Below are 17,717 nucleotides of genomic sequence, written 5' to 3' on the forward strand. Positions count from 1 at the left end.
CGGGCGTTCCGCCCGGGGCCGTCCCGCGTATCCTCACTCGCCAACACCGGGAAGTGAGGACCGCTCATGTTCGCCGCGCTCGGGCTCGACCCCGCCCAGGAGGAGGTCTACCGGCTCCTGGCGACCCGGGTCGACCGGAGTGTCGCCGGACTCGCCGCCGACACCGGACGGACGACGGACGACATCCGCAGCCTGCTCGCCGCACTCACCGCCCGTGGACTGGCCACGGGCACCCCGGGCACCGGCGGCCCGGACGCCGACACCGTCTACACCGCCGCGCCCCCCGACATCGCCCTCGGCGCGGTGCTCCGCCAGCGGCGCGACGACCTGCACGCCGCCGAGGCCGCCCTCGCCGACCTCGCGGAACAGCACCACCGGGCGGCCCGCGACCGTGCCTCGGGCGTCGTCGAGGTCATCACCGACGTCGCCGCGGTACGCCACCGCTTCGCCCAGATCCAGCAGTCCGCCCACCACCACGTGCGGTCGATGATGGTGCCGAACCTCACCGTCGTCCCCCACGCGCAGAACGAGGCCGGGCAGGCCGGTGTGCGTCGCGGCGTGCTCTACCGCGCGATCCTCCAGCGCTCGGCGCTCACCGAACCGGGCATGGTAGCGGGCGTCCTCGCGAGCCTCGCCGAGGGCCAGCAGCTCCACGTCGCCGACCACGTACCGGTCAAGCTGGTGATCGCCGACAGCAGGGTCGCCATGGTGCCGCTCCGCTCGGCCCAGAACACGGCCGCCGCGTCCGTCCTCGTGCACGCGGGCGGCCTGCTCGACGCGCTGATCGCGTACTTCGAGACGTCCTGGCAGGCGTCCTTCCCCATCTCGGTGAACACCGTCGGCGACGGCCTGACGGAGACCCGGCCCGGCGAGATCGACGAACTCGACTCCCGCATCCTCGCCCTGGTCCTGGCCGGGCTGACCGACCAGGCGGCCGCCGGCCAGCTCGGCATCTCCCGCCGCACCGTCCAGCGCCGGCTCACCGACCTCATGGCGCGGGCCGGCGTCGAGACCCGCATCCAGCTCGGCTGGCAAGCGGCCCGCCGCGGCTGGGCGTGACCCGCCCTTCCGCCTGCCGGGCGGTCAGGGGACCGCTGTGCCGCCCCCGTCCGGGTGCCGTCCGCCACCGATGCCCTGCGGGTCCGCCGTCCGCGCCGCGGTGTGGCGCGGAGCATCGGCGAACTCCCGCCCGACCGCGTCGGCGAGCAGGGCGAGCTCCGCGAGGAGGGCCGGCCGGCATGCGGCGGGCAGGGACTCCAGGAGCCCCTCCAGCATCGCCCGGAGCCGCCGGCAGACCTGGACGGAGCCCGCGCCGTAGTCGCGGATCTCCGTGACGGCGAGCTGGAGGTAGTCCTCCCAGGCCCGGCCCGGCACCACGAGCCGGGGCCGGCCGCCGCCGTCGCCGAGCACGTAACGACCGCGGAGCCCGACCCGGCCGACGGCGTGCAGGAACGCCTCGACGTGGTTGAGCACCTGCACCGCGGTGGTGGGGTCGTTGACCGCGGGGGAGAGCGCCCGGATCGCGATGTCGACGAGGATGCGCAGCGCGAAGGCCGGGTCCTGCTCGATGGTCCGCTCCGCACCGAGGGCCAGGAGCCCGGCCACCTCCCGCCGGTCGGGCACCGAGGCGCCGCCGCGGACCTCGACGACGGTGCCGCCGGGCGACACGAAGTCACCCACCACGCAGGCCATGGCGAGGACGCAGTCGTGCCGGGCTGCCAGCCGCACCATCCCGGCCGCGTCGAACGCCTGGACCACCCCGCCGCGCTCGGCACGGACACGGGTCACCGGCCCGGCCGACAGGGCGGGGCCGGCCTCGCGTACGGCCGCGTCCCGGACCTGCGCCGCGGTGCTGTGCAGCACCTTCTCGCCCATGCGGGCCACCAGGTCGGCGATCGCCACCGGCCGCAGGTTGTGGGTGAAGCGGTTGAGGTAGATCAGCAGGAGCAGCAGGCTCACGGAGACGGCGATGCCGGCCAGCGTGACCCCGAGGTTCGGGACGGAGTCCGACTCGATGCTCCGCAGCAGGGTGTAGGCGAACGAGAACGTGCCGGTGAACGTGGCCAGCACGGCCTTCTGCAGCCGGTCGCGGTACCAGAGCCGCATGTAGCGCGGCGACAGCGTGCCGGTGGCCTGCTGGATCACGAGGACGCCGATCGTCACGACGAATCCGAGCAGCGCGATCATCGAGCCGACCACGGAGCTGAGGACACTGCTCGCGGTCGACGCGGAGTAGTCCCAGGTCTTCGGCAGCCAGGAGGCCCCGTCCACGGCTGCCGCGCACTCGGCCATGACGACCCCGAGCAGGAGCCCGAACAGCGGCACGATCCACAGACTGGCCTTCGCGTACTGCCGCAGCCGGAACCGGGCTGCCCACGACATCATCGGGCCCGCCCGAGCGGGGAATGTCCTCGACGGGCCGGTGGGGGAGAGGACCTCACAGGGCACCTTCCGGATTCGGCTTCGGGATGTGGTCGCGGTGCTCGCCGCCGTCCGGTCACCCCGCGCCCGCTGCGGGGCCGAGCAGCACGGCGGTGCCGCCCTCCTGCGGCGCGGCGGGCCGTGACGCGGTGACCGGGTCGAGCTTGCCGTCGGGGCGGAGGGTGAACAGGGTGTCGTGGCCCGGCGGGACCGGTACGCCGCCGGACTGCACCAGGAAGCGCGCGCCCTGCCGGTAGCGTTCCGCCAGGACGTGCCGGACGAGCGCGTGGCCGAAGAGGATGTCGCCCCCGGTGTACGGGGCGACCACCCCGTGGCTGCCCCGCGGGGGCCCCACCCGGTACACGGGCCCCTCCACGTTGTCTTTGACGACGACCGAGGCGAGCGCGTTGAAGTCGTCGTCGTCGGTGAGCAGGAACACCGCCGTGACGCCCTCCAGGCGCGCCCGCGGGTTGGTCGCGGTCGCCAGCATCTCGCCGTGCGCGAGTTCGATGCCGGCCGCCCTGATCCGCTCGCGCTCCTCGTCGAGCCCCGCCCACATCAGCACGTCGAGCCCCGCCGACTCCAGAGCCCTGCCCAGGCCGATCACCCACGGGTCGCCGCCGACGAGCAGCGGCCGGGTCCGGCTCGGCCGCACGACGCCGAGGCGCCGGGCCACGGGGGCGGCGGTCAGCGCGTAGAGCAGGACCGTCCCCACGATCACGAGGAAGGTGATCGGCAGGATCTTGGCGGCACCCGGCAGCCCCTTCTCCACGAGGGTGGCGGCGAAGGCGGACGCGGTGGACGCGGCGACGATGCCGCGCGGCGCCATCCACCCGATGAAGCCCCACTCCCCCCGGGTGAGTCCCGAGCCGCGGGCCGCCGCGTACGCGATGAGCGGACGCAGCACGAGCACCAGGACCGCGATCAGTACCAGCGACGGAACGAGCACGGGCGTCACGGACGCGGGGGTGACGGCGGAGGAGATGGAGATGAACAACAGGCCGATGATCAGCTGGACGAGCGTTTCGAGGAAGGGCCTGCGGGCCGGCATGTCCAGGCCCGGCAGGTTGGTGACGGCGAGTCCGGTGACGATCGCCGCGATGAGGCCGGTGTCGTCGCGGACGATGTCGCAGCCCGCGGACACGAGGATCACCGTCGCCAGCTGTGCCAGCGTGCCGAGCGTCTCGCCGAGCCGCAGTTTGCGCAGCGCCAGCCAGAGGAGGACGGTGCCCACGGCGCCGCCCGTCAGGCCGACGCCCATGCTGATGAGGAACTGGCCGATCTGGTAGCCCCGGCCGATGTCGATCTGGCCGGTCGTCGCGACGGCGTGGAAGACGATGGCTCCGAGGATGCCGCCGATCGGGTCGGTCAGCGTGCCCTCCCAGATCAGGATGCGCCGTACCTTGTCCGTCGGCCGGACGTACTCCAGCAGCGGCCCGACGACGGTCGGGCCCGACACGACGAGGATCACGCCGATCATCGCCGCCACCCGCAACGGGATGCCGAACAGTGCTGGGCCGATACCCGACACGGCGAAGAAGGTGACCAGGACGCCGATGAGCAGGAGCCGCCCGACGATCCCGCGGGTACGGCCGGTGAGGTTGCGCAGGTTCAGCCCGAGGCCGGCGTCGTAGAGGATCACGGCGACGGACAGCGAGACCAGTGCGGGGAAGTCCGGTCCGACGAGCCGCGCGGGATGGATGATGTCGGTCAGCGCGCCCGCCGTGAAGCCGACCGGCAACAGCACGATCAGGGCGGGGACGCGCAGCTTGTTCGCCAGGACCTGCGAACCCGTGGCGAGGGCGACGGTGAGGGCGATACCCAGGAGGATCTCTTCGTCGGTCACAGCCGCCTTCCTTGTCGAGCGCCCGGGGCATTGTGGGATTGAATCGCACTCCCCGCGGCGCCGGGTGCCGCCCGCACCAGAACATGGCACGCGCCACCCGATCGGCCCCGCGGTCCCCGGGCGGCCCGTGCCGGCGGCCCGGACGCGCGCCGGAACGCCCTCACCGGGCGGAGGCTCGCGGCCGGCCGCACCCGTCCCGTCAGGCGCCCGCCGGGCTCAGACCACGGCTTCGTCGACGTAGCACCAGCGCCAGTCCTCGCCCGGCTCGAACGAGCGGACGACCGGGTGGTCCTCGGACGCCGCGTGGGCGCTCGCATGGCGCATCGGGGAGGAGTCGCAGCAGCCGACGTGGCCGCAGGTCAGGCAGAGGCGCAGGTGTACCCAGGAGGACCCGAGGCGCAGGCAGTCCTCGCAGCCCTGCGGGGTGCGCGGCGTGACGTCGCGGACCATGGCCAGGTGCGGGTCGGGCAGGGTCGTCATCGCAGCCTCCGGTCGGTCGTGCGCAGGGGCCGGGCGCCGTCGGCCGGGGCGCGGGGTCCGGGGCGCGCGGCCCGCACGGCCGGCGCATCGCCCGCCGTCCTACGGCGCGTCGGTGCCGAGCTCCTCCGCCGGGACGATGTGCATGGCGGCCTCCTCGGCGCAGGCCGCCCCGCCGTCGATCCCGACGTCGGAGGCGAGCATCTCCCGGTCGACGGTCCCGTGGGCGCCCTCGTCGGGGGCCACCAGCCGTCCCGCCCGGTCGTCGCCGACCTCGCGGTCCACCGGTTCTCCGTCGCCGTCCGCCAGGTCACCGATGCCGTCGCCGTCGTCCGGCGCGATCTCCGGCAGCTCGCGGGCCAGCCGCCGGTCGAGGCTCTCCCCGTCGCGCTGTTCCGCCACGGTGGTGCCGGGCCGGTCGACCCCGTACGGGCGCTCCGGTGGCGAGTAGCCCTCGTCCAGGACGTCGTCGTACCCGCGGTCGTCCAGTGTGTTCTCGGGATCCAGGGGACCGGTGTCCTGCTGGTCGTCGCCGCCCCCGGTGGGCGGGCCGTCGTTCTCCGTGCCGCCGTTGCTCATGATCACCTCCGGGCGCGGTGCGCCGCAGCCGACACGCCCACCGTACGGCGCCTGCCCGGCGGTCGCCCACTCGGCGGCGCTTCCCGGCCCCGGCCCCGGGCCCGGGGGAACATCGGCCCCGCCCCTCCACGCGCCTGCGGGCCGCCACCCCCGGGGTGGCGGCCCGCAGGCACGCGAAGGCCGGTCCGGTCACGCCGGGCCGGTGGGGCCTCCGCGAGCCGTCAGCGCCGGAACCGCGCGGTGAGCGCGCTCCACCAGCGCCGCTGCCGGGGGACGGCGGCCGTCGCAGCGGGGTGGGGGGCCGGCGCGGGAACGTCCGTGGGCGGCGCGGCCGCGGGCGGCGGCGTCGCCGCCCGTGCGGTCGGTGCCGTCGTCGGGGTGGAGGGCATCGCGCCGGCGGCGGCCAGGGGCTCCTCGGTGCTCGCCGTCCGCGGGGTGAAGCGGACCGGGAGTTCGACCAGGTGGCGGGAGATCCAGGCCGATGTCCAGGTCAACTCGCTCTCGTGCACGGCGAGTTCCAGGTCGGGGAGACGGGTCAGCAGGATGTCGATGCCGGTCTCCGCGATGGCCCGGCCGATGTCCTGGCCGGGGCACTCGTGCGGGCCGCCGCCGAACGCGAGGTGCGAACGGTTGCCGTGGAGCGGCTCCGTGAGGTCGGGGCGGATGGCCGGGTCGACGTTGCCCGCGGCGAGACCGAGCAGCAGCATGTCGCCGGCCTTGATCTCCTGGCCGCCGAGTTCGGTGTCGCCGGTGGCCCAGCGCCCCGCGACCAGCGACATCGGGGCGGAGTCCCAGAGCACCTGGTCCAGGGCGTCGGGCAGGGTCATGTGCCCGCCGGAGAGGTGGGCACGGAACCGCCGGTCGGTCAGGACGAGCTTGAGGGTGTCGGCGATCAGGTTGACGGTCGTCTCGTTCGCGGCGAGCAGCACCACCCGCAGGTGCTCCAGCACCTCGTCGTCGGTCAGCCCCGCATCGTGCTGCATGAGCCAGGACACGAGGTCGGAGCCGGGCTCCTCCCGCTTGCGCTCCATCATCCGGCGCAGCGTCGCGACGACGTAGTCGTTGCTCGCGATGGCCGTCTCGGTGCCCTTCATCAGGTCCCGTGCGGCGTCGACCAGCCTGGGGCCGTACTCCTCGGGCATGCCGACGACCTGCGTCATCACGAGCATCGGCAGGTGCTCGGCGAACCGGTCGATCAGGTCGGCCCGGCCGTCGGGTCCGAACTCCCCGATCAGCTGGTCCGCGAAGCGGGTGACGTAGCGGCGGATGCCGCGGCGGTCGAAGCGGTTCAGACTGTCGGTGACCGCCCCGCGCAGACGCTTGTGCTCCTCGCCGTCGGCGAACACGCACAGCGGCTGCCAGGCGATCACCGGCATCAGCGGGTTGTCCGGGGTCACGCGGCCCTCCTGGAAGGCCGTCCAGCGACGGGAGTCCCGGGAGAACCGGGACGGCGTGCGCATGGCCGTGAGGTTCGCGGCGTGGCCGAGGATCAGCCAGGCCGGGAGGTCGCCGTGCAGCAGGACGGGCGCCACCTCGCCGTGCTCGGCGCGCAGCTTCTCGTAGAGCCCTGCCGGGTCGGCCTCGGCCTCCGGTCCGTAGAGCCGCCGGAGGCCGTCGGCCCCGAGCCCGGCCCCGAGTCCGGCCCCGAGTCCGTGGGCGGGGCAGCCGGGCGGCGGGGTGAGGGAGGCATCGTCAGGGAACGCGGTGGTCACGGCATCTCCGGGGTCAACGTGAGGCGGTCGGCGTGAGGTGGTCTGCGTGAGGCGGTCGGCGTGTGCCGGTCGGCAGGGCAGAGCGTGGCAGGGCAGGGCGAGGCGGGGGCGCGGTCAGTGCACGGCCGGGGCCGAGAGGTGGTACAGGTAGCGCATCAGCGCCATCAGGACGTCGCGGCTGGACTCCCGGGTCCGGGCGTCGCACGCGACGATCGGCACCTCGGGGGGCAGGTCGAGCGCGGCGCGGAGCTCCTCGGTCGGATAGGCCGGCGACTCGGGGAAGGTGTTGGCCGCGACCACGAAGGGCACGCCGCGGTCCTCCAGCCGTCCGATCACGTCGAAGCTGACTTCGAGGCGGCGGGTGTCGACGAGGACGACCGCACCGAGGGCCCCCTCGAACAGGCCGTTCCAGAGGAACCAGAACCGTTCCTGCCCGGGCGTGCCGAACACGTACAGCACCAGTTCGTCGCTGATGCTGATGCGGCCGAAGTCCATCGCGACGGTGGTGGAGGTCTTGCGCTCGACCCCGGCGGTGTCGTCGATACCCGCCCCGGCCTGGGTCATCGTCTCCTCGGTGGTGAGCGGACGGATCTCGCTCACGGAGCCGACCAGGGTCGTCTTGCCGACGCCGAAACCGCCCACGATCACCACCTTGACCGCCGTGGCGGCCGTGGCCGGGAGAAGGTCCGCGTGGTGCGGCCCCACCACCGTGTCAGAGCTTCTGAAGTCCATGGATCACCGCCTCCAGCAGGGCACGGTCGGGAAGGGCCGCGGGCGGGACGGAGGCACGGGCCTCGATCCGCTCCTCGGCGAGGAGGTCCGTCAGGAGCACGGTGATCACGCTCACGGGCAGCCGCAGGTGGGCGGAGATCTCCGCCACGGAGAGCGGCGAGCCGCAGATCCGCAGGATCGCCGCGTGCTCCGGCGGCAGGGTGGGCGTCGGCTCCGAACGGGAGACGACCAGGGTGACCAGGTCGAACGTGGTCCGTGCGGCCAGACCGCTGCGGCCGCGCGTGATCACGTAGAGACGCTCGGGGTGGCCCTCGTCCCAGTCCTGGTCGGCTGCACTCACGCGACCTGCTCGCCGCTGCGGGGAGGCGTGCTGAGGTGTTCGCCGATCCGGGCGACGAGGTCGCGCATCCGCTGGCCCATCAGCCCGGCGTCGACGCCCGCGTCGGCCAGCACCGCGAGGTACGCCCGCGCGCCGGCGGCCATCAGGTAGAAGAAGCCGCCGCCCATCTCGATCACGACCAGCCGCATCCGCCCGTCGCCGTGCGGGAATTCGTGCCCCACGGCGGCGGCCAGGCTCTGCAGGCCGGCGCAGGCCGCGGCCAGGCGGTCCGCGGTGTCCGCGTCGGTGCCGTACTGCGCCATCCGCAGGCCGTCGGCGGAGAGCACGACGACGTGCCGGGCGTGCGGCACGCCGTCCGCCAGTTCCTTGAGCATCCAGTCCATGTTGGTCCGCTGCTGAATCACTGCTCGCCCTTCCCTGCAGACTCGTCACTGGTGCGGCCGCCACCCTCCGCCGACGGTGCGTGGCCGTTCACCCCCTCGTTGAACGCCGCCAGCCACATGCCCGGCTGCGCCGGCGCCTGGGCCTCGGGAACCGCGGACGCCACCGGGGCGCCCGGGGAACGGGAGGGTGCGGCGTGGCGGCGGCGCTGCGGCAGGCCGTTCGCGGTCCGGCGGCTCACCACGGCGATGTCGCCGTCGGCCGTGACCGGACCGGGGAAGGCCCCCTGGGCGGACCCGAAGGACTGCTCCCTGGACGGTGCGGGCACCGTCCACGTGCCGCGCGCGGTGCCCGACGGGGTGAGGCCGGGGCCGGCGCCGATGCCGTGGGCCCGGCCGGGGGCGGGCGCCGTGGTCAGGAGGTCCTGCGGCACGATCAGCACGGCGCGGACGCCGCCGTACGCGGAGGGGCGCAGCGACACCTGGAAGCCGTACGCCTGCGCGAGCCGGCCGACGACGGCCAGGCCGAGCCGGGGGGTCTCGCCGAGGTCGTTGAGGTCGATGCCGGCCTGGGCCTCCTTGAGCATCCGCTCGGCGCGGGCCCGGCCCTCCTCGCTCAGGCTGAGGCCGCCGTCCTCGATCTCGATCGCTATGCCGGTCTGCACCTCGACGGCGGTCAGATGGACGTGCGTGTGCGGCGGCGAGTAGCGGGTGGCGTTGTCGAGGAGTTCGGCGAGCGCGTGGATGAGCGGTTCGACGGCAGGGCCGATCACGGCGACCTCGGACACCGGGTGGAGCTCGACCCGCTGGTAGTCGAGGATCCGGGAGATGCCGCCGCGCAGCACGCTGTAGAGCGGTACGGCCTTGCTCCACTGCCGGCCGGGCCGGGCACCGCCGAGCACGGCGATGCTGTCCGCGAGGCGCCCGACCAGCGCGTTGCCGTGGTCGAGGCGCAGCAGGTCGTCGAAGACGGCGGGGTTGTTGCCGTGCCGGTCCTCCATCTCGCGGAGGTCCTGCGCCTGCCGGTGGACGATCGCCTGGACCCGGCGGGCGATGTTGACGAAGGCCCGCTGCGCGGATTCGCGCATGCCCTCCTCGTTGTCGACGGCCTCCAGCACGGTGCGCAGCACGGCCTGCCGCGCGGCCTGGAACTCCGGTCCGGTGACGGTCTCGTGGGACTCGTACGCCTTCAGCACGTCCTCGGTGAACTCGCCGCGCTGGAGGCGCGACACGGCCTCGGGCAGCGCGACCGTGGCCAGCAGGACCGTTTCGGTCTCCTGCCGGGCCAGTCGGCGGCGCAACTCGGCGTCGTGCCGGGCGTACTGCACGCGCAGGGCCTCCAGCACGCGCCCGCGCCGCGCCGCCTCGGCGGCCACCGCGGCGACGGCCGCCGTGCCGACGATGCCGCACCAGACGACACCCGCACGGGCGCCGGTGGAGGACACCGCGACGGCGACCACGGCGGCGGCGGCCGTCAGGGCCGTGGGCAGCAGCCACACGAGGGTGTGAGCGCGGCCCTGACCTCCGGGTGACGATCCAGCACGAAGCATCAGCATCCTCAAACGATCGGGAGAACAGGGGTGGACGGGCGGGGGGTGGCGGCGCCATGGGCTGCGCGCCACCCGTGGCCGGGGGCGCACGCCACCCCTCGCCACCCGGGTACGGCGGGGGATCGGTGCGCCGGGCGGGAAGCAGCATAGCCGGTTGGGACGGGTATCTGACGAAACCTCAACAATGCTTCTGTATAGATGATTTCGTTCCTTTCGAGTGGATGTCCACGTGACTCGCACACCAGTGGGAAGGGGGCGCGTGCCGGTCCGGTGGTGCACCAGGCTTGCCCCGGAGCGGGGTTGACGTACCGGCGTCAGCCCGGGGTTCGCCCATGAGGACGGACTCTCCCGGAATGTGCCGCGCGGCCCGCCCGGATCGTGGTACCGGGCTCGCCGCGCGGGGCGTTCCGGCCGCAGCCGGGCCCCGTCCGCAGTCGGCCGCAGTCGGGACGCCCGCACCGTGCGGGGTGCGGGAGTGCCGGCGGCGCCTTGCGCTTCGCGCCGTCGAATCCACCATCTTCTTGCGTCATCGGCAAGCACGCATGCTTCTGGTGCAAGGTTCTGTAGGGTCGGCCGCATGGCACACCCCGCACCGCACGACCCGCACGCGTCCGACCCGCACAAGCTCGATGCGCACGCGCACGACCCGCACCGCCCCGGCGCGCCCACGCACGCCGACGGCCACCACCACGGCCACGTGCACGGCAACGGCAACAGCCACGACCATGACCACGGCCCCGGTCATGAGGACGGCCTCGCCGAGATGCTCGACCTCGACGCCGTGGTGTTCGCCCCGTACCTCGCCGCCGTGACCGGTCGGCTCGCGGACCTGGCCGGCGACGCCGTCACCCACGTCGTCGACCTCGGCGCGGGCACCGGCACCGGCACGTTCGCGCTGCTCGAACGCTTCCCCGCCGCCCGGGTGACGGCGGTCGACACCTCGCCCGCGATGCTCGACCGCCTCACCGCGGCCGCCCGCGCGCGGGGCCTCGGCGACCGCGTCCGCACCCTGGAGGCCGACGCCGGGGCCGGCCTGCCCGGCATCACCGGCGCCGACCTCGTCTGGGCGTCGGCCTCCCTGCACCACCTGGACGACCCCGCCGCGGGACTCGGCCGGATCCGGGCGGCGCTGCGCCCCGGTGGCCTGCTGGCCGTCGTCGAGATGGACGGGCTGCCGCACTTCCTGCCCGACGGCGGGCCCGCGGCGGGCGGCCCGGGCCTGGAGGCCCGCTGCCGCGAGGCGCTGTCCGTGGTCCACGCCGAGCAGGTGCCGCACCTGGGTGCCGACTGGGGTGCACTGCTGGCGGCGGCCGGTCTCCCGGTCGAGGCCGAGCGCGCCGAGCACCTGGAGGTGCGCGCCCCGCTGCCCGCCGGTGCCGGCCTCTACGCGTACCGGGTGCTCGACCGGATCCGCGGCGCGGTCCGCGACCGGGTCGGTCCGGCCGACCTGGACGCCCTCGGCGCCCTCCTCGACGGCGGCCCGCAGGACGTCCGCCACCGCGACGACCTCGTGGTGCGGTCCACGCGCACGCTGTGGGCGGCCCGCCGCCCCGCGGACGGATCCTGAGCCGACGAGGGCCGGCCGCCGCGGCGCTCCCGCCCGCGGCCGGCCCTCCGGCCCGTCGACTTCCGGTCCCCGGGTTGTCGGTCCGCAGCCTGCCGGTCCACAGGCTGTCGGTCGCCAGGCTGTCGGTCGCCGGCGGCCGGGCCGGCACGGCCTAGGATCGCGGCATGGCGCTCCTGAGGATCACCCGCCGTTCCGCGCTGTCCAGCACCGAGGCGTGGCGCCGGATGACGGACTGGGAGCGCCATGCCGCTCCTGTGCCGTTCACGGTGATCCGGCTGACCGGCGCGTCCCCGCAGGGCGGGGGAGCCGGTTTCACGGCGCGGACCGCTCTCGGGCCGTTCGGCTTCGACGACCCGATGGCCGTGACGGCCTGGCAGCCGCCGGAGGCCGACCGGCCGGGGCTGTGCCGGCTGGAGAAGCGCGGGCGCGTGGTGACCGGCTGGGCCGAGATCGAGGTGCGCCCGTACCGGGGCGGGTCGGTCGTGCAGTGGCGCGAGGACCTCCGGCTGGCGGTGCTGCCGCGCCTCCTCGACCGCCCGACCGCCTGGTGCGGGCGCCTGGTCTTCCGGCGCGTCATGCGGCAGCTGCTCGACCGCGGCTGACGCCGCGGCGCCCGGGCGTGCGGCGCGGCCCGTCCATGAGAAAACCCTCAACTTCCATGATCAGGATCTTGTCGGGGCCGTCTCCGCTGGTTACGGTCGCGGAGAAGAAGCCGGACGGTCCACCTTCCCCGCCTGCGCCGTGTCAGGGCGGGGCGGCCGGGGTACCGCCGGCGAGCCGCGCTGCGGCGGTCCGGGAGCGGGCGCTGTGCCCACCGGGGCAGGCGTCCCTCGGTGCGGGCCGCCGTCCCGACCGGGAAGCAGGACATGGCCGATCCGCAGCCCCACCCCGCGCCCCGGCGTCCGTGCCCGGTCCCGCGAGGGCCCGGCAGCCGGGCCCGCTCGTCCCGTTCCTCCCGTTCGTCCAGCTCGCCCCGCCGTCGTGCGGGGTGCGGCCGTGCCCCGGCAGGTGCCGGGACGGCGGCCTTCCGGCCCGCGGGCGCGCAGGCCCGTACCGCGCAGGCCCGTACCGCGCAGGGCTTACCCGCCCGCGGCGGCCGGCGCTGACCCCCGGTCCGGTCCGGCAGGTTCGGCAGGTCCGGCTGCGCGCCGCCCCCACACCTGCCGCTCACGCCCGCCGCGGTCTCACGCCATCTGGTCCTGCGCCGACAGGTGCTCGACGGTCACGCCGGTGTCGCTGAACGTCCGGGTCACGGTGCCCGAGGTGTACACCCAGAGGATCCGCAGCGGGGTGGTGCCGACGTTGCGGAAGAGGTGCGGGACCGGCGAGGGGATGTAGGTGGTGTCGAACTGTTCCAGGCGGGTCACCTGCCCCTCCACCAGCACTTCCGCCTCGCCCTCCAGGATCGTCACGTGCTCGTCGCAGTTGTGCGAGTGCATGGGGGCGCCCGATCCCACCGGGTACACGCTCATGCCGCTGGTGATGAGGTTCTCGCCGTTCGCGGACGTGGTGGTGACCAGCGGGGTCGTGACGATCGCCCCGCCGCGGTCGAGCCGGCGGACGGCGGCGGCCTTGATGATGACGCTCATGGTGAATGCCTCTCGACGTCTGTGTGTCGTCCGACGGTAGGTGCCGTCCGCGTGAACGAGGGGCCCCTGGCGTGCAGTTTTACCTTGCATTCCTGGAGGGGTGGATCGCTCCCGGTCCGGAGGTACGGTCAGCAGCCAGCAGACAGATGTTCCACCCGTGTTAACGGATGAGAGACAGGACCCGACCATGAGGCTTCCCGTTCTGGCAGACGAAGAGATGAGCGATCACCAGAAGGAGCTCGCCGCGCGGATCGTCGCGCGGCGGGGTGGCGTCCGTGGCCCGTTCCGGGTCTGGCTCCAGAGCCCCGCCCTGTGCGAGCGGGTCGAGTCGCTCGGTGCGTTCGCCCGCTTCGACTGCAGCCTCCCCGAGCACCTGCGCGAACTCACGCTCCTGATGGCGGCCCGCAACTGGGACGCCCAGTACTCGTGGAACGCCCACGTGGCCTCGGCCGTCAAGGCGGGCGTCCCGGAGGCCGTGGTCGAGGCCATCGCGGAGCGCCGCGAGGCGGTCTTCGAGGCCGACGAGGACCAGGCGTTCTACCAGTTCTGCCAGGAGGTGCTCGTCGACCACTTCGTGTCGGACGAGACCTTCGCCCGGGCCCACGGCTACTTCGGCTCGCAGGGCCTGGTCGACGCGATCGGCGCCCTCGGCAACTTCACCATGCTCGGGATGTGTCTGAACACGTTCCAGGTGGACCTCCAGGCCGACCGCAGGCCCCCGTTCCCCGACATCCGCGGGTTCGAGCGCGTCTCCGACGGCGGGGACAGGTCGAAGCCGTGACGGCCCGCACCCACCGGCCCTCGGGCGGCGGGGCCCCGGTGCACCCGGGGCCCGCGACGACCCGGGCGGCGACCGCGGCGGCGCCCGTGGTCCGGATCCGCGACCTCGGCAAGAGCTTCGGCGGCGCCGCGGCCCTCAAGGGGGTCTCCCTCGACATCCGCCCCGGCGAGGTCCACGCCCTGATGGGCATGAACGGCGCCGGCAAGTCCACCCTCGTGCAGGTGCTGGCCGGGGTGTACCAGGGCGACAGCGGCACGATCGAGATCGACGGGCGGCCCCAGCCGGGACTCTCCGTCCGCCGGGCCCGCCGGCTCGGCATCTCGACGGTGCCCCAGCGCCGCGAACTCGTGAAGGAGCTGACGGTCGCGGAGAACATCCTCCTCGGCGACCTGCCCGCCCGCCGCGCGTTCGTGTCCTGGAAGTCCGTGGAGGAGAAGGCCCGCCAGGCCCTCACCGACCTGGGCCTCGACATCGACGTACGCCGCCCCGCGGGCGAGCTCACCGTCGCCGAGCAGACGATGGTCGAGGTCGCCCGGGAGGTCCGGCGCGGCGGCAGGGTGCTCATCCTGGACGAGCCGACCGCGTGCCTGGGGGCGGAGGCGGCCGAGCAGATCCGGCGCCTCGTCCGCACCCTGCGCGACGAGGGCATGGCCGTCGTCTACATCTCGCACTACATCGACGAGGTGCTGTCGATCGCCGACCACGTCACCGTCATGCGTGACGGCGCCGTGGTCGACAGCGGCCCCGCCTCGGAGACGGACCCGGCGAAGCTGGTGCGCACCATGGTCGGCCGCGACGTCGTGTCGCACCGCCCGGAGCGCCCGCGGCCCGGGGACGAGGTCGCCCTGGCCGTGCTCGGCCTGCGGCAGGGCCGGGCCGTCGCGGACTTCTCCGTCGAGGTCCGCAGGGGCGAGATCGTGGGGGTGCTCGGCCCCGCCGGCGACGCGCAGTCGAGGCTGTTCGACGTGCTCTCCGGCCGCCGCCGCCCCGACACCGGGATGATGCTGGTCGACGGCGCCGCGGTGCCGTTCGGCCGGATCTCCCGCTCGCTCGCCAGCGGCCTGCGCTGCGTGACGGGCGACCGCCGGGCCCTCGGCCTCGTCCCGGACCTCTCCGTGGACGAGAACCTCATGCTGGCCACCGACCGGCTGTCGCGGCGCCGCCTGCAGCGCTGGTCGGACCTGGCGAGGCGGGCGACCCCGCTCCGCGAGGCGTACCGGGTGAGGACGCTGACCCGCGACCCCGCGGTCGGCGGACTGTCGGGCGGCAACCAGCAGAAGGTGCTGCTCGCCAAGTGGCTGGAGACCTCACCGGTCGCCGTCTTCCTCGAAGACCCCACCAACGGTGTGGACGTGGCGGCCATGGCCGACATCCACACCCTGGTCGACGACCTCGCCTCCCGCGGCGTGGCCGTCCTGCTCGCGTCGTCCTCCGCCGAGGAGGTCATGCGGCTGGCCGACCGGGTGATCGTCGTCAGCGCCGGCCGCGTGGTCGCCGAGCACGACGTCACCGCCATCACGCGCGACGAACTCGTCGCCGCCGCCCTCAAAGGACAACCCCGATGAGCATCACCGCGCCCCCGGAGAAGCCCGCCGCCAAGGGCTCCGCGCACGACACCCCGTCGCACGGCCCGCTGCGGGTGCTGCGCGGCATCCCGCACACCGGCCTGTTCGCCGTGCTGATCGTCGTCGTCACGGTCGCCACCCTGGAGACCGACTCGTTCGCGAGCTCCACCAACCTGGTCAACATCCTCCGGCAGGTCAGCGTGGTCGCGGTCATCGCCGCCGGCCTCACGCTGCTCATGACCGCGGGCGGGATGGACTTCTCGATGGGCGGCACCGCGGCCGTGGTGACGGCCGTCGCGGCGCAGCTCCTCGCGAGCGGCACGTCCCCGACGGTCACCGTCGTGCTGTCGATGCTCCTGGCGACCGCCATCGGCCTGGTCAACGGCGCCGTGGTGACCTTCACCAACGTGGCACCCTTCGTGGCGACCCTCGCATCGGCCACCCTGCTCGACGGCGTCGCCCTCCTGGTGCTGGACGGACACAGCGTCTCCATCGGGACGCACCTTTCGACCCTCGGCAACGAGTCGACCCTCGGACTGCCGAACCTCCTGATCGCCGCCGTCCTCGTGATGGCGGTGACCGCCGTGGCCATGAAGTTCACCGTCTTCGGCCGCGACGCCTTCGCCATCGGCGGCAACGAGCACGTCGCCAGGCTCAGCGGCATCAACGTCGCCTGGCACAAGATGGCGCTCTACGGCCTGACGGGCGCGCTCGCCGGCCTCGCCGGCCTGATGCTCCTCTCCCGGCTCGGGGCCAGCAGCCCCGGCACGGGCGGCCTCACCCTCCAGCTCACCGCCGTCGCGGCGGTGGTCATCGGCGGCACGTCGCTGGCCGGCGGGCACGGCACCGTGATCGGCACCGTGCTCGGGGTCGTCCTGCTCGGCGTCGTCGCCAACGCGCTCAACCTCCTCCAGGTGTCGAGCTACTTCCAGCAGATCTCGGTCGGCGGTGTCCTCCTCGTGGCGGCCGTCGCCAACCAGCTCCACCGCTCCTCCCGACGCTGACCCCTCCCTCACACGCTCGGAAAGGCAACTCACCCATGCCTCAGTTCCCCCACCTCCGCAGAGTCGCGGCGGCGGCCTCGATCACCGGCCTCGCGCTCTCCCTCACCGCCTGCACCTCCGGGTCGGGCGGCGGAAGCTCCGCCGAGGGCACCGTCACGATCGGGTTCGTCAACGGCGGCGACACCGAGTTCCACACGTGCCTCCAGAAGTCCGTCGAGGCCACGGCGAACGGCAGCAAGGTCAAGCTCTACACGGCGAACTCCCACCAGAACCCCGGCACCGAGCTGTCCAACATCGAGGACATGATCTCGCGGAACGTCGACGCCCTCATCGTCCAGACGGTGAACGTCGACGCGCTGAAGGGCGACATAGCCAAGGCCAGGTCGGCGAAGATCCCGATCTTCCTGACCTCGGTCGTCACCGACGACCCCACGGAGATCCTCGGCGCGGTCGTCGTCGATCTCACCAAGGTGGGACAATTGGATGCCGACTGGGTGGCCGAGGACGCCGCCGGGAAGGCGGCCGAGGTCGGCATCATCGCCGGCGCACCGGGTGCCGCATCCGACCTCCTCACGTCGGGCTTCAGCAAGCAGCTCCCGTCGAACACCAAGGTCGTGGCCAGCCAGCCCGGCATGTTCAACGCCGCAAAGGCCCAGGACGTCGCCGAGAACATGATCCAGGCGCACCCGAACCTGGCGTACGCGTTCGTGGCGAACGAGGAGATGGCCTTCGGCGCCCGCAAGGCCTTCGCCGCCGCCGGCAAGAACGTCAAGATCGTGACGGTCAACGGCACCGAGCAGGGCCTCGCCGCAGTCAAGGACGGGCGGTTCTCGGCGACCGTCGCCAACTCCGCCATGACCACCGGGCAGCTGGCGGTCGACAACAGCCTGAGCCTGCTCCGCAAGGGCGGCACCGAAAAGATCGCGAAGACCCCGATCGCGCTCATCACCAAGGAGAACCTGGCCGAAGCCCCCCGCTACTGCCCGTAACACCCACCTGCTCCCGGATACGCGCCGCCCGGTCCACCGGTGCGGCGCGCACCGCGTGCACCCGGCGCGACCGGCCCGCCCGTGCCGTCCGGAACCCCACCCCACCGCCCGGCCGTCACCCCGATCCGCACCCCTGCGCGCACCGCGCACCCGTGCACCCGCACCAGCCACGCCCGCCGCGGCCC

General features: G+C 73.8%; 17 protein-coding genes. 7 read left to right on the forward strand and 10 right to left on the reverse strand.

Features of this window, described 5'->3' with window-relative positions:
• Window positions 1-66: 66 nt before the first annotated feature.
• A complete protein-coding gene (locus SNE206_RS20325) occupies window positions 67-1,059 on the forward strand; it encodes a helix-turn-helix domain-containing protein (protein ID WP_407914853.1) in 993 nt (330 codons plus the stop codon).
• A 24-nt stretch (window positions 1,060-1,083) separates the two neighbouring features.
• Here SNE206_RS20325 and SNE206_RS20330 read toward each other — a convergent pair whose 3' ends face one another.
• From SNE206_RS20330 to SNE206_RS20370, 9 genes are all read right to left on the reverse strand, one after another.
• Window positions 1,084-2,385: a DUF2254 domain-containing protein gene (locus tag SNE206_RS20330; protein WP_407914854.1), complete on the reverse strand. Its 1,302-nt coding sequence runs from the start codon at window positions 2,383-2,385 to the stop codon at window positions 1,084-1,086.
• A gap of 112 nt (window positions 2,386-2,497) precedes the next feature.
• Complete coding sequence (locus SNE206_RS20335; RefSeq protein WP_407914855.1) at window positions 2,498-4,267, reverse strand: cation:proton antiporter; 1,770 nt, start codon at window positions 4,265-4,267, stop codon at window positions 2,498-2,500.
• 216 nt (window positions 4,268-4,483) lie between these two features.
• Complete coding sequence (locus tag SNE206_RS20340; protein ID WP_407914856.1) at window positions 4,484-4,747, reverse strand: ubiquitin carboxyl-terminal hydrolase 14; 264 nt, start codon at window positions 4,745-4,747, stop codon at window positions 4,484-4,486.
• Between the two features lie 99 nt (window positions 4,748-4,846).
• Window positions 4,847-5,323 carry a DUF5709 domain-containing protein gene (locus tag SNE206_RS20345; RefSeq protein WP_407914857.1) on the reverse strand — a complete coding sequence of 159 codons (477 nt, stop codon included), beginning with the start codon at window positions 5,321-5,323 and terminating at the stop codon, window positions 4,847-4,849.
• Between the two features lie 221 nt (window positions 5,324-5,544).
• A complete protein-coding gene (locus SNE206_RS20350) occupies window positions 5,545-7,035 on the reverse strand; it encodes a cytochrome P450 (RefSeq protein WP_407914858.1) in 1,491 nt (496 codons plus the stop codon).
• A gap of 114 nt (window positions 7,036-7,149) precedes the next feature.
• Window positions 7,150-7,767, reverse strand: a complete 618-nt coding sequence (locus SNE206_RS20355) for a GTP-binding protein (RefSeq protein WP_407914859.1) — start codon at window positions 7,765-7,767, stop codon at window positions 7,150-7,152.
• Window positions 7,748-8,107 carry a DUF742 domain-containing protein gene (locus tag SNE206_RS20360; protein WP_407914860.1) on the reverse strand — a complete coding sequence of 120 codons (360 nt, stop codon included), beginning with the start codon at window positions 8,105-8,107 and terminating at the stop codon, window positions 7,748-7,750. The genes SNE206_RS20355 and SNE206_RS20360 overlap by 20 nt, the downstream gene beginning before the upstream one ends.
• On the reverse strand, window positions 8,104-8,511 hold the full coding sequence (locus SNE206_RS20365; RefSeq protein ID WP_405009116.1) for a roadblock/LC7 domain-containing protein: 408 nt from the start codon (window positions 8,509-8,511) through the stop codon (window positions 8,104-8,106). The genes SNE206_RS20360 and SNE206_RS20365 overlap by 4 nt, the downstream gene beginning before the upstream one ends.
• Entirely contained in the window at window positions 8,508-10,037 is a 1,530-nt protein-coding gene (locus tag SNE206_RS20370) for a sensor histidine kinase (protein WP_407914926.1), read from the reverse strand. Before SNE206_RS20370 ends, SNE206_RS20365 begins: the two co-directional genes overlap by 4 nt.
• Window positions 10,038-10,614: 577 nt before the next feature.
• On the opposite strand from SNE206_RS20370, the gene SNE206_RS20375 reads away from it, so the two are divergent.
• Entirely contained in the window at window positions 10,615-11,604 is a 990-nt protein-coding gene (locus SNE206_RS20375; protein WP_407914861.1) for a class I SAM-dependent methyltransferase, read from the forward strand.
• A 164-nt stretch (window positions 11,605-11,768) separates the two neighbouring features.
• Complete coding sequence (locus SNE206_RS20380; RefSeq protein WP_407914862.1) at window positions 11,769-12,206, forward strand: SRPBCC family protein; 438 nt, start codon at window positions 11,769-11,771, stop codon at window positions 12,204-12,206.
• 582 nt (window positions 12,207-12,788) lie between these two features.
• On the opposite strand, the gene SNE206_RS20385 is transcribed toward SNE206_RS20380, so the two are convergent.
• Window positions 12,789-13,193 carry a cupin domain-containing protein gene (locus SNE206_RS20385; protein ID WP_407914863.1) on the reverse strand — a complete coding sequence of 135 codons (405 nt, stop codon included), beginning with the start codon at window positions 13,191-13,193 and terminating at the stop codon, window positions 12,789-12,791.
• Between the two features lie 187 nt (window positions 13,194-13,380).
• On the opposite strand from SNE206_RS20385, the gene SNE206_RS20390 reads away from it, so the two are divergent.
• The 4 genes from SNE206_RS20390 to SNE206_RS20405 are packed head-to-tail and all read left to right on the forward strand — an operon-like array spanning window position 13,381 to window position 17,532.
• Window positions 13,381-13,974, forward strand: a complete 594-nt coding sequence (locus SNE206_RS20390) for a carboxymuconolactone decarboxylase family protein (RefSeq protein WP_407914864.1) — start codon at window positions 13,381-13,383, stop codon at window positions 13,972-13,974.
• Entirely contained in the window at window positions 13,971-15,539 is a 1,569-nt protein-coding gene (locus tag SNE206_RS20395) for a sugar ABC transporter ATP-binding protein (protein WP_407914865.1), read from the forward strand. Before SNE206_RS20390 ends, SNE206_RS20395 begins: the two co-directional genes overlap by 4 nt.
• Window positions 15,536-16,543: an ABC transporter permease gene (locus SNE206_RS20400; protein WP_407914866.1), complete on the forward strand. Its 1,008-nt coding sequence runs from the start codon at window positions 15,536-15,538 to the stop codon at window positions 16,541-16,543. Before SNE206_RS20395 ends, SNE206_RS20400 begins: the two co-directional genes overlap by 4 nt.
• A 35-nt stretch (window positions 16,544-16,578) precedes the next feature.
• Window positions 16,579-17,532, forward strand: coding sequence for a sugar ABC transporter substrate-binding protein (locus tag SNE206_RS20405; protein WP_407914867.1), 954 nt, complete (start codon window positions 16,579-16,581; stop codon window positions 17,530-17,532).
• The last annotated feature ends 185 nt before the right edge of the window (window positions 17,533-17,717 follow it).

Source organism: Kitasatospora sp. NE20-6 (assembly GCF_045862635.1).

What these genes read in the sequence shown, in the direction of transcription:
- SNE206_RS20390 (WP_407914864.1), top strand. Translation starts at nt 13,381, where the DNA reads ATGAGGCTTCCCGTTCTGGCAGACGAAGAGATGAGCGATCACCAGAAG.
- SNE206_RS20375 (WP_407914861.1), top strand. Translation starts at nt 10,615, where the DNA reads ATGGCACACCCCGCACCGCACGACCCGCACGCGTCCGACCCGCACAAG.
- SNE206_RS20385 (WP_407914863.1), bottom strand. Translation starts at nt 13,193, where the DNA reads ATGAGCGTCATCATCAAGGCCGCCGCCGTCCGCCGGCTCGACCGCGGC.
- SNE206_RS20400 (WP_407914866.1), top strand. Translation starts at nt 15,536, where the DNA reads ATGAGCATCACCGCGCCCCCGGAGAAGCCCGCCGCCAAGGGCTCCGCG.
- SNE206_RS20405 (WP_407914867.1), top strand. Translation starts at nt 16,579, where the DNA reads ATGCCTCAGTTCCCCCACCTCCGCAGAGTCGCGGCGGCGGCCTCGATC.
- SNE206_RS20380 (WP_407914862.1), top strand. Translation starts at nt 11,769, where the DNA reads ATGGCGCTCCTGAGGATCACCCGCCGTTCCGCGCTGTCCAGCACCGAG.
- SNE206_RS20325 (WP_407914853.1), top strand. Translation starts at nt 67, where the DNA reads ATGTTCGCCGCGCTCGGGCTCGACCCCGCCCAGGAGGAGGTCTACCGG.
- SNE206_RS20345 (WP_407914857.1), bottom strand. Translation starts at nt 5,323, where the DNA reads ATGAGCAACGGCGGCACGGAGAACGACGGCCCGCCCACCGGGGGCGGC.
- SNE206_RS20370 (WP_407914926.1), bottom strand. Translation starts at nt 10,037, where the DNA reads ATGCTTCGTGCTGGATCGTCACCCGGAGGTCAGGGCCGCGCTCACACC.
- SNE206_RS20330 (WP_407914854.1), bottom strand. Translation starts at nt 2,385, where the DNA reads ATGATGTCGTGGGCAGCCCGGTTCCGGCTGCGGCAGTACGCGAAGGCC.
- SNE206_RS20355 (WP_407914859.1), bottom strand. Translation starts at nt 7,767, where the DNA reads ATGGACTTCAGAAGCTCTGACACGGTGGTGGGGCCGCACCACGCGGAC.
- SNE206_RS20340 (WP_407914856.1), bottom strand. Translation starts at nt 4,747, where the DNA reads ATGACGACCCTGCCCGACCCGCACCTGGCCATGGTCCGCGACGTCACG.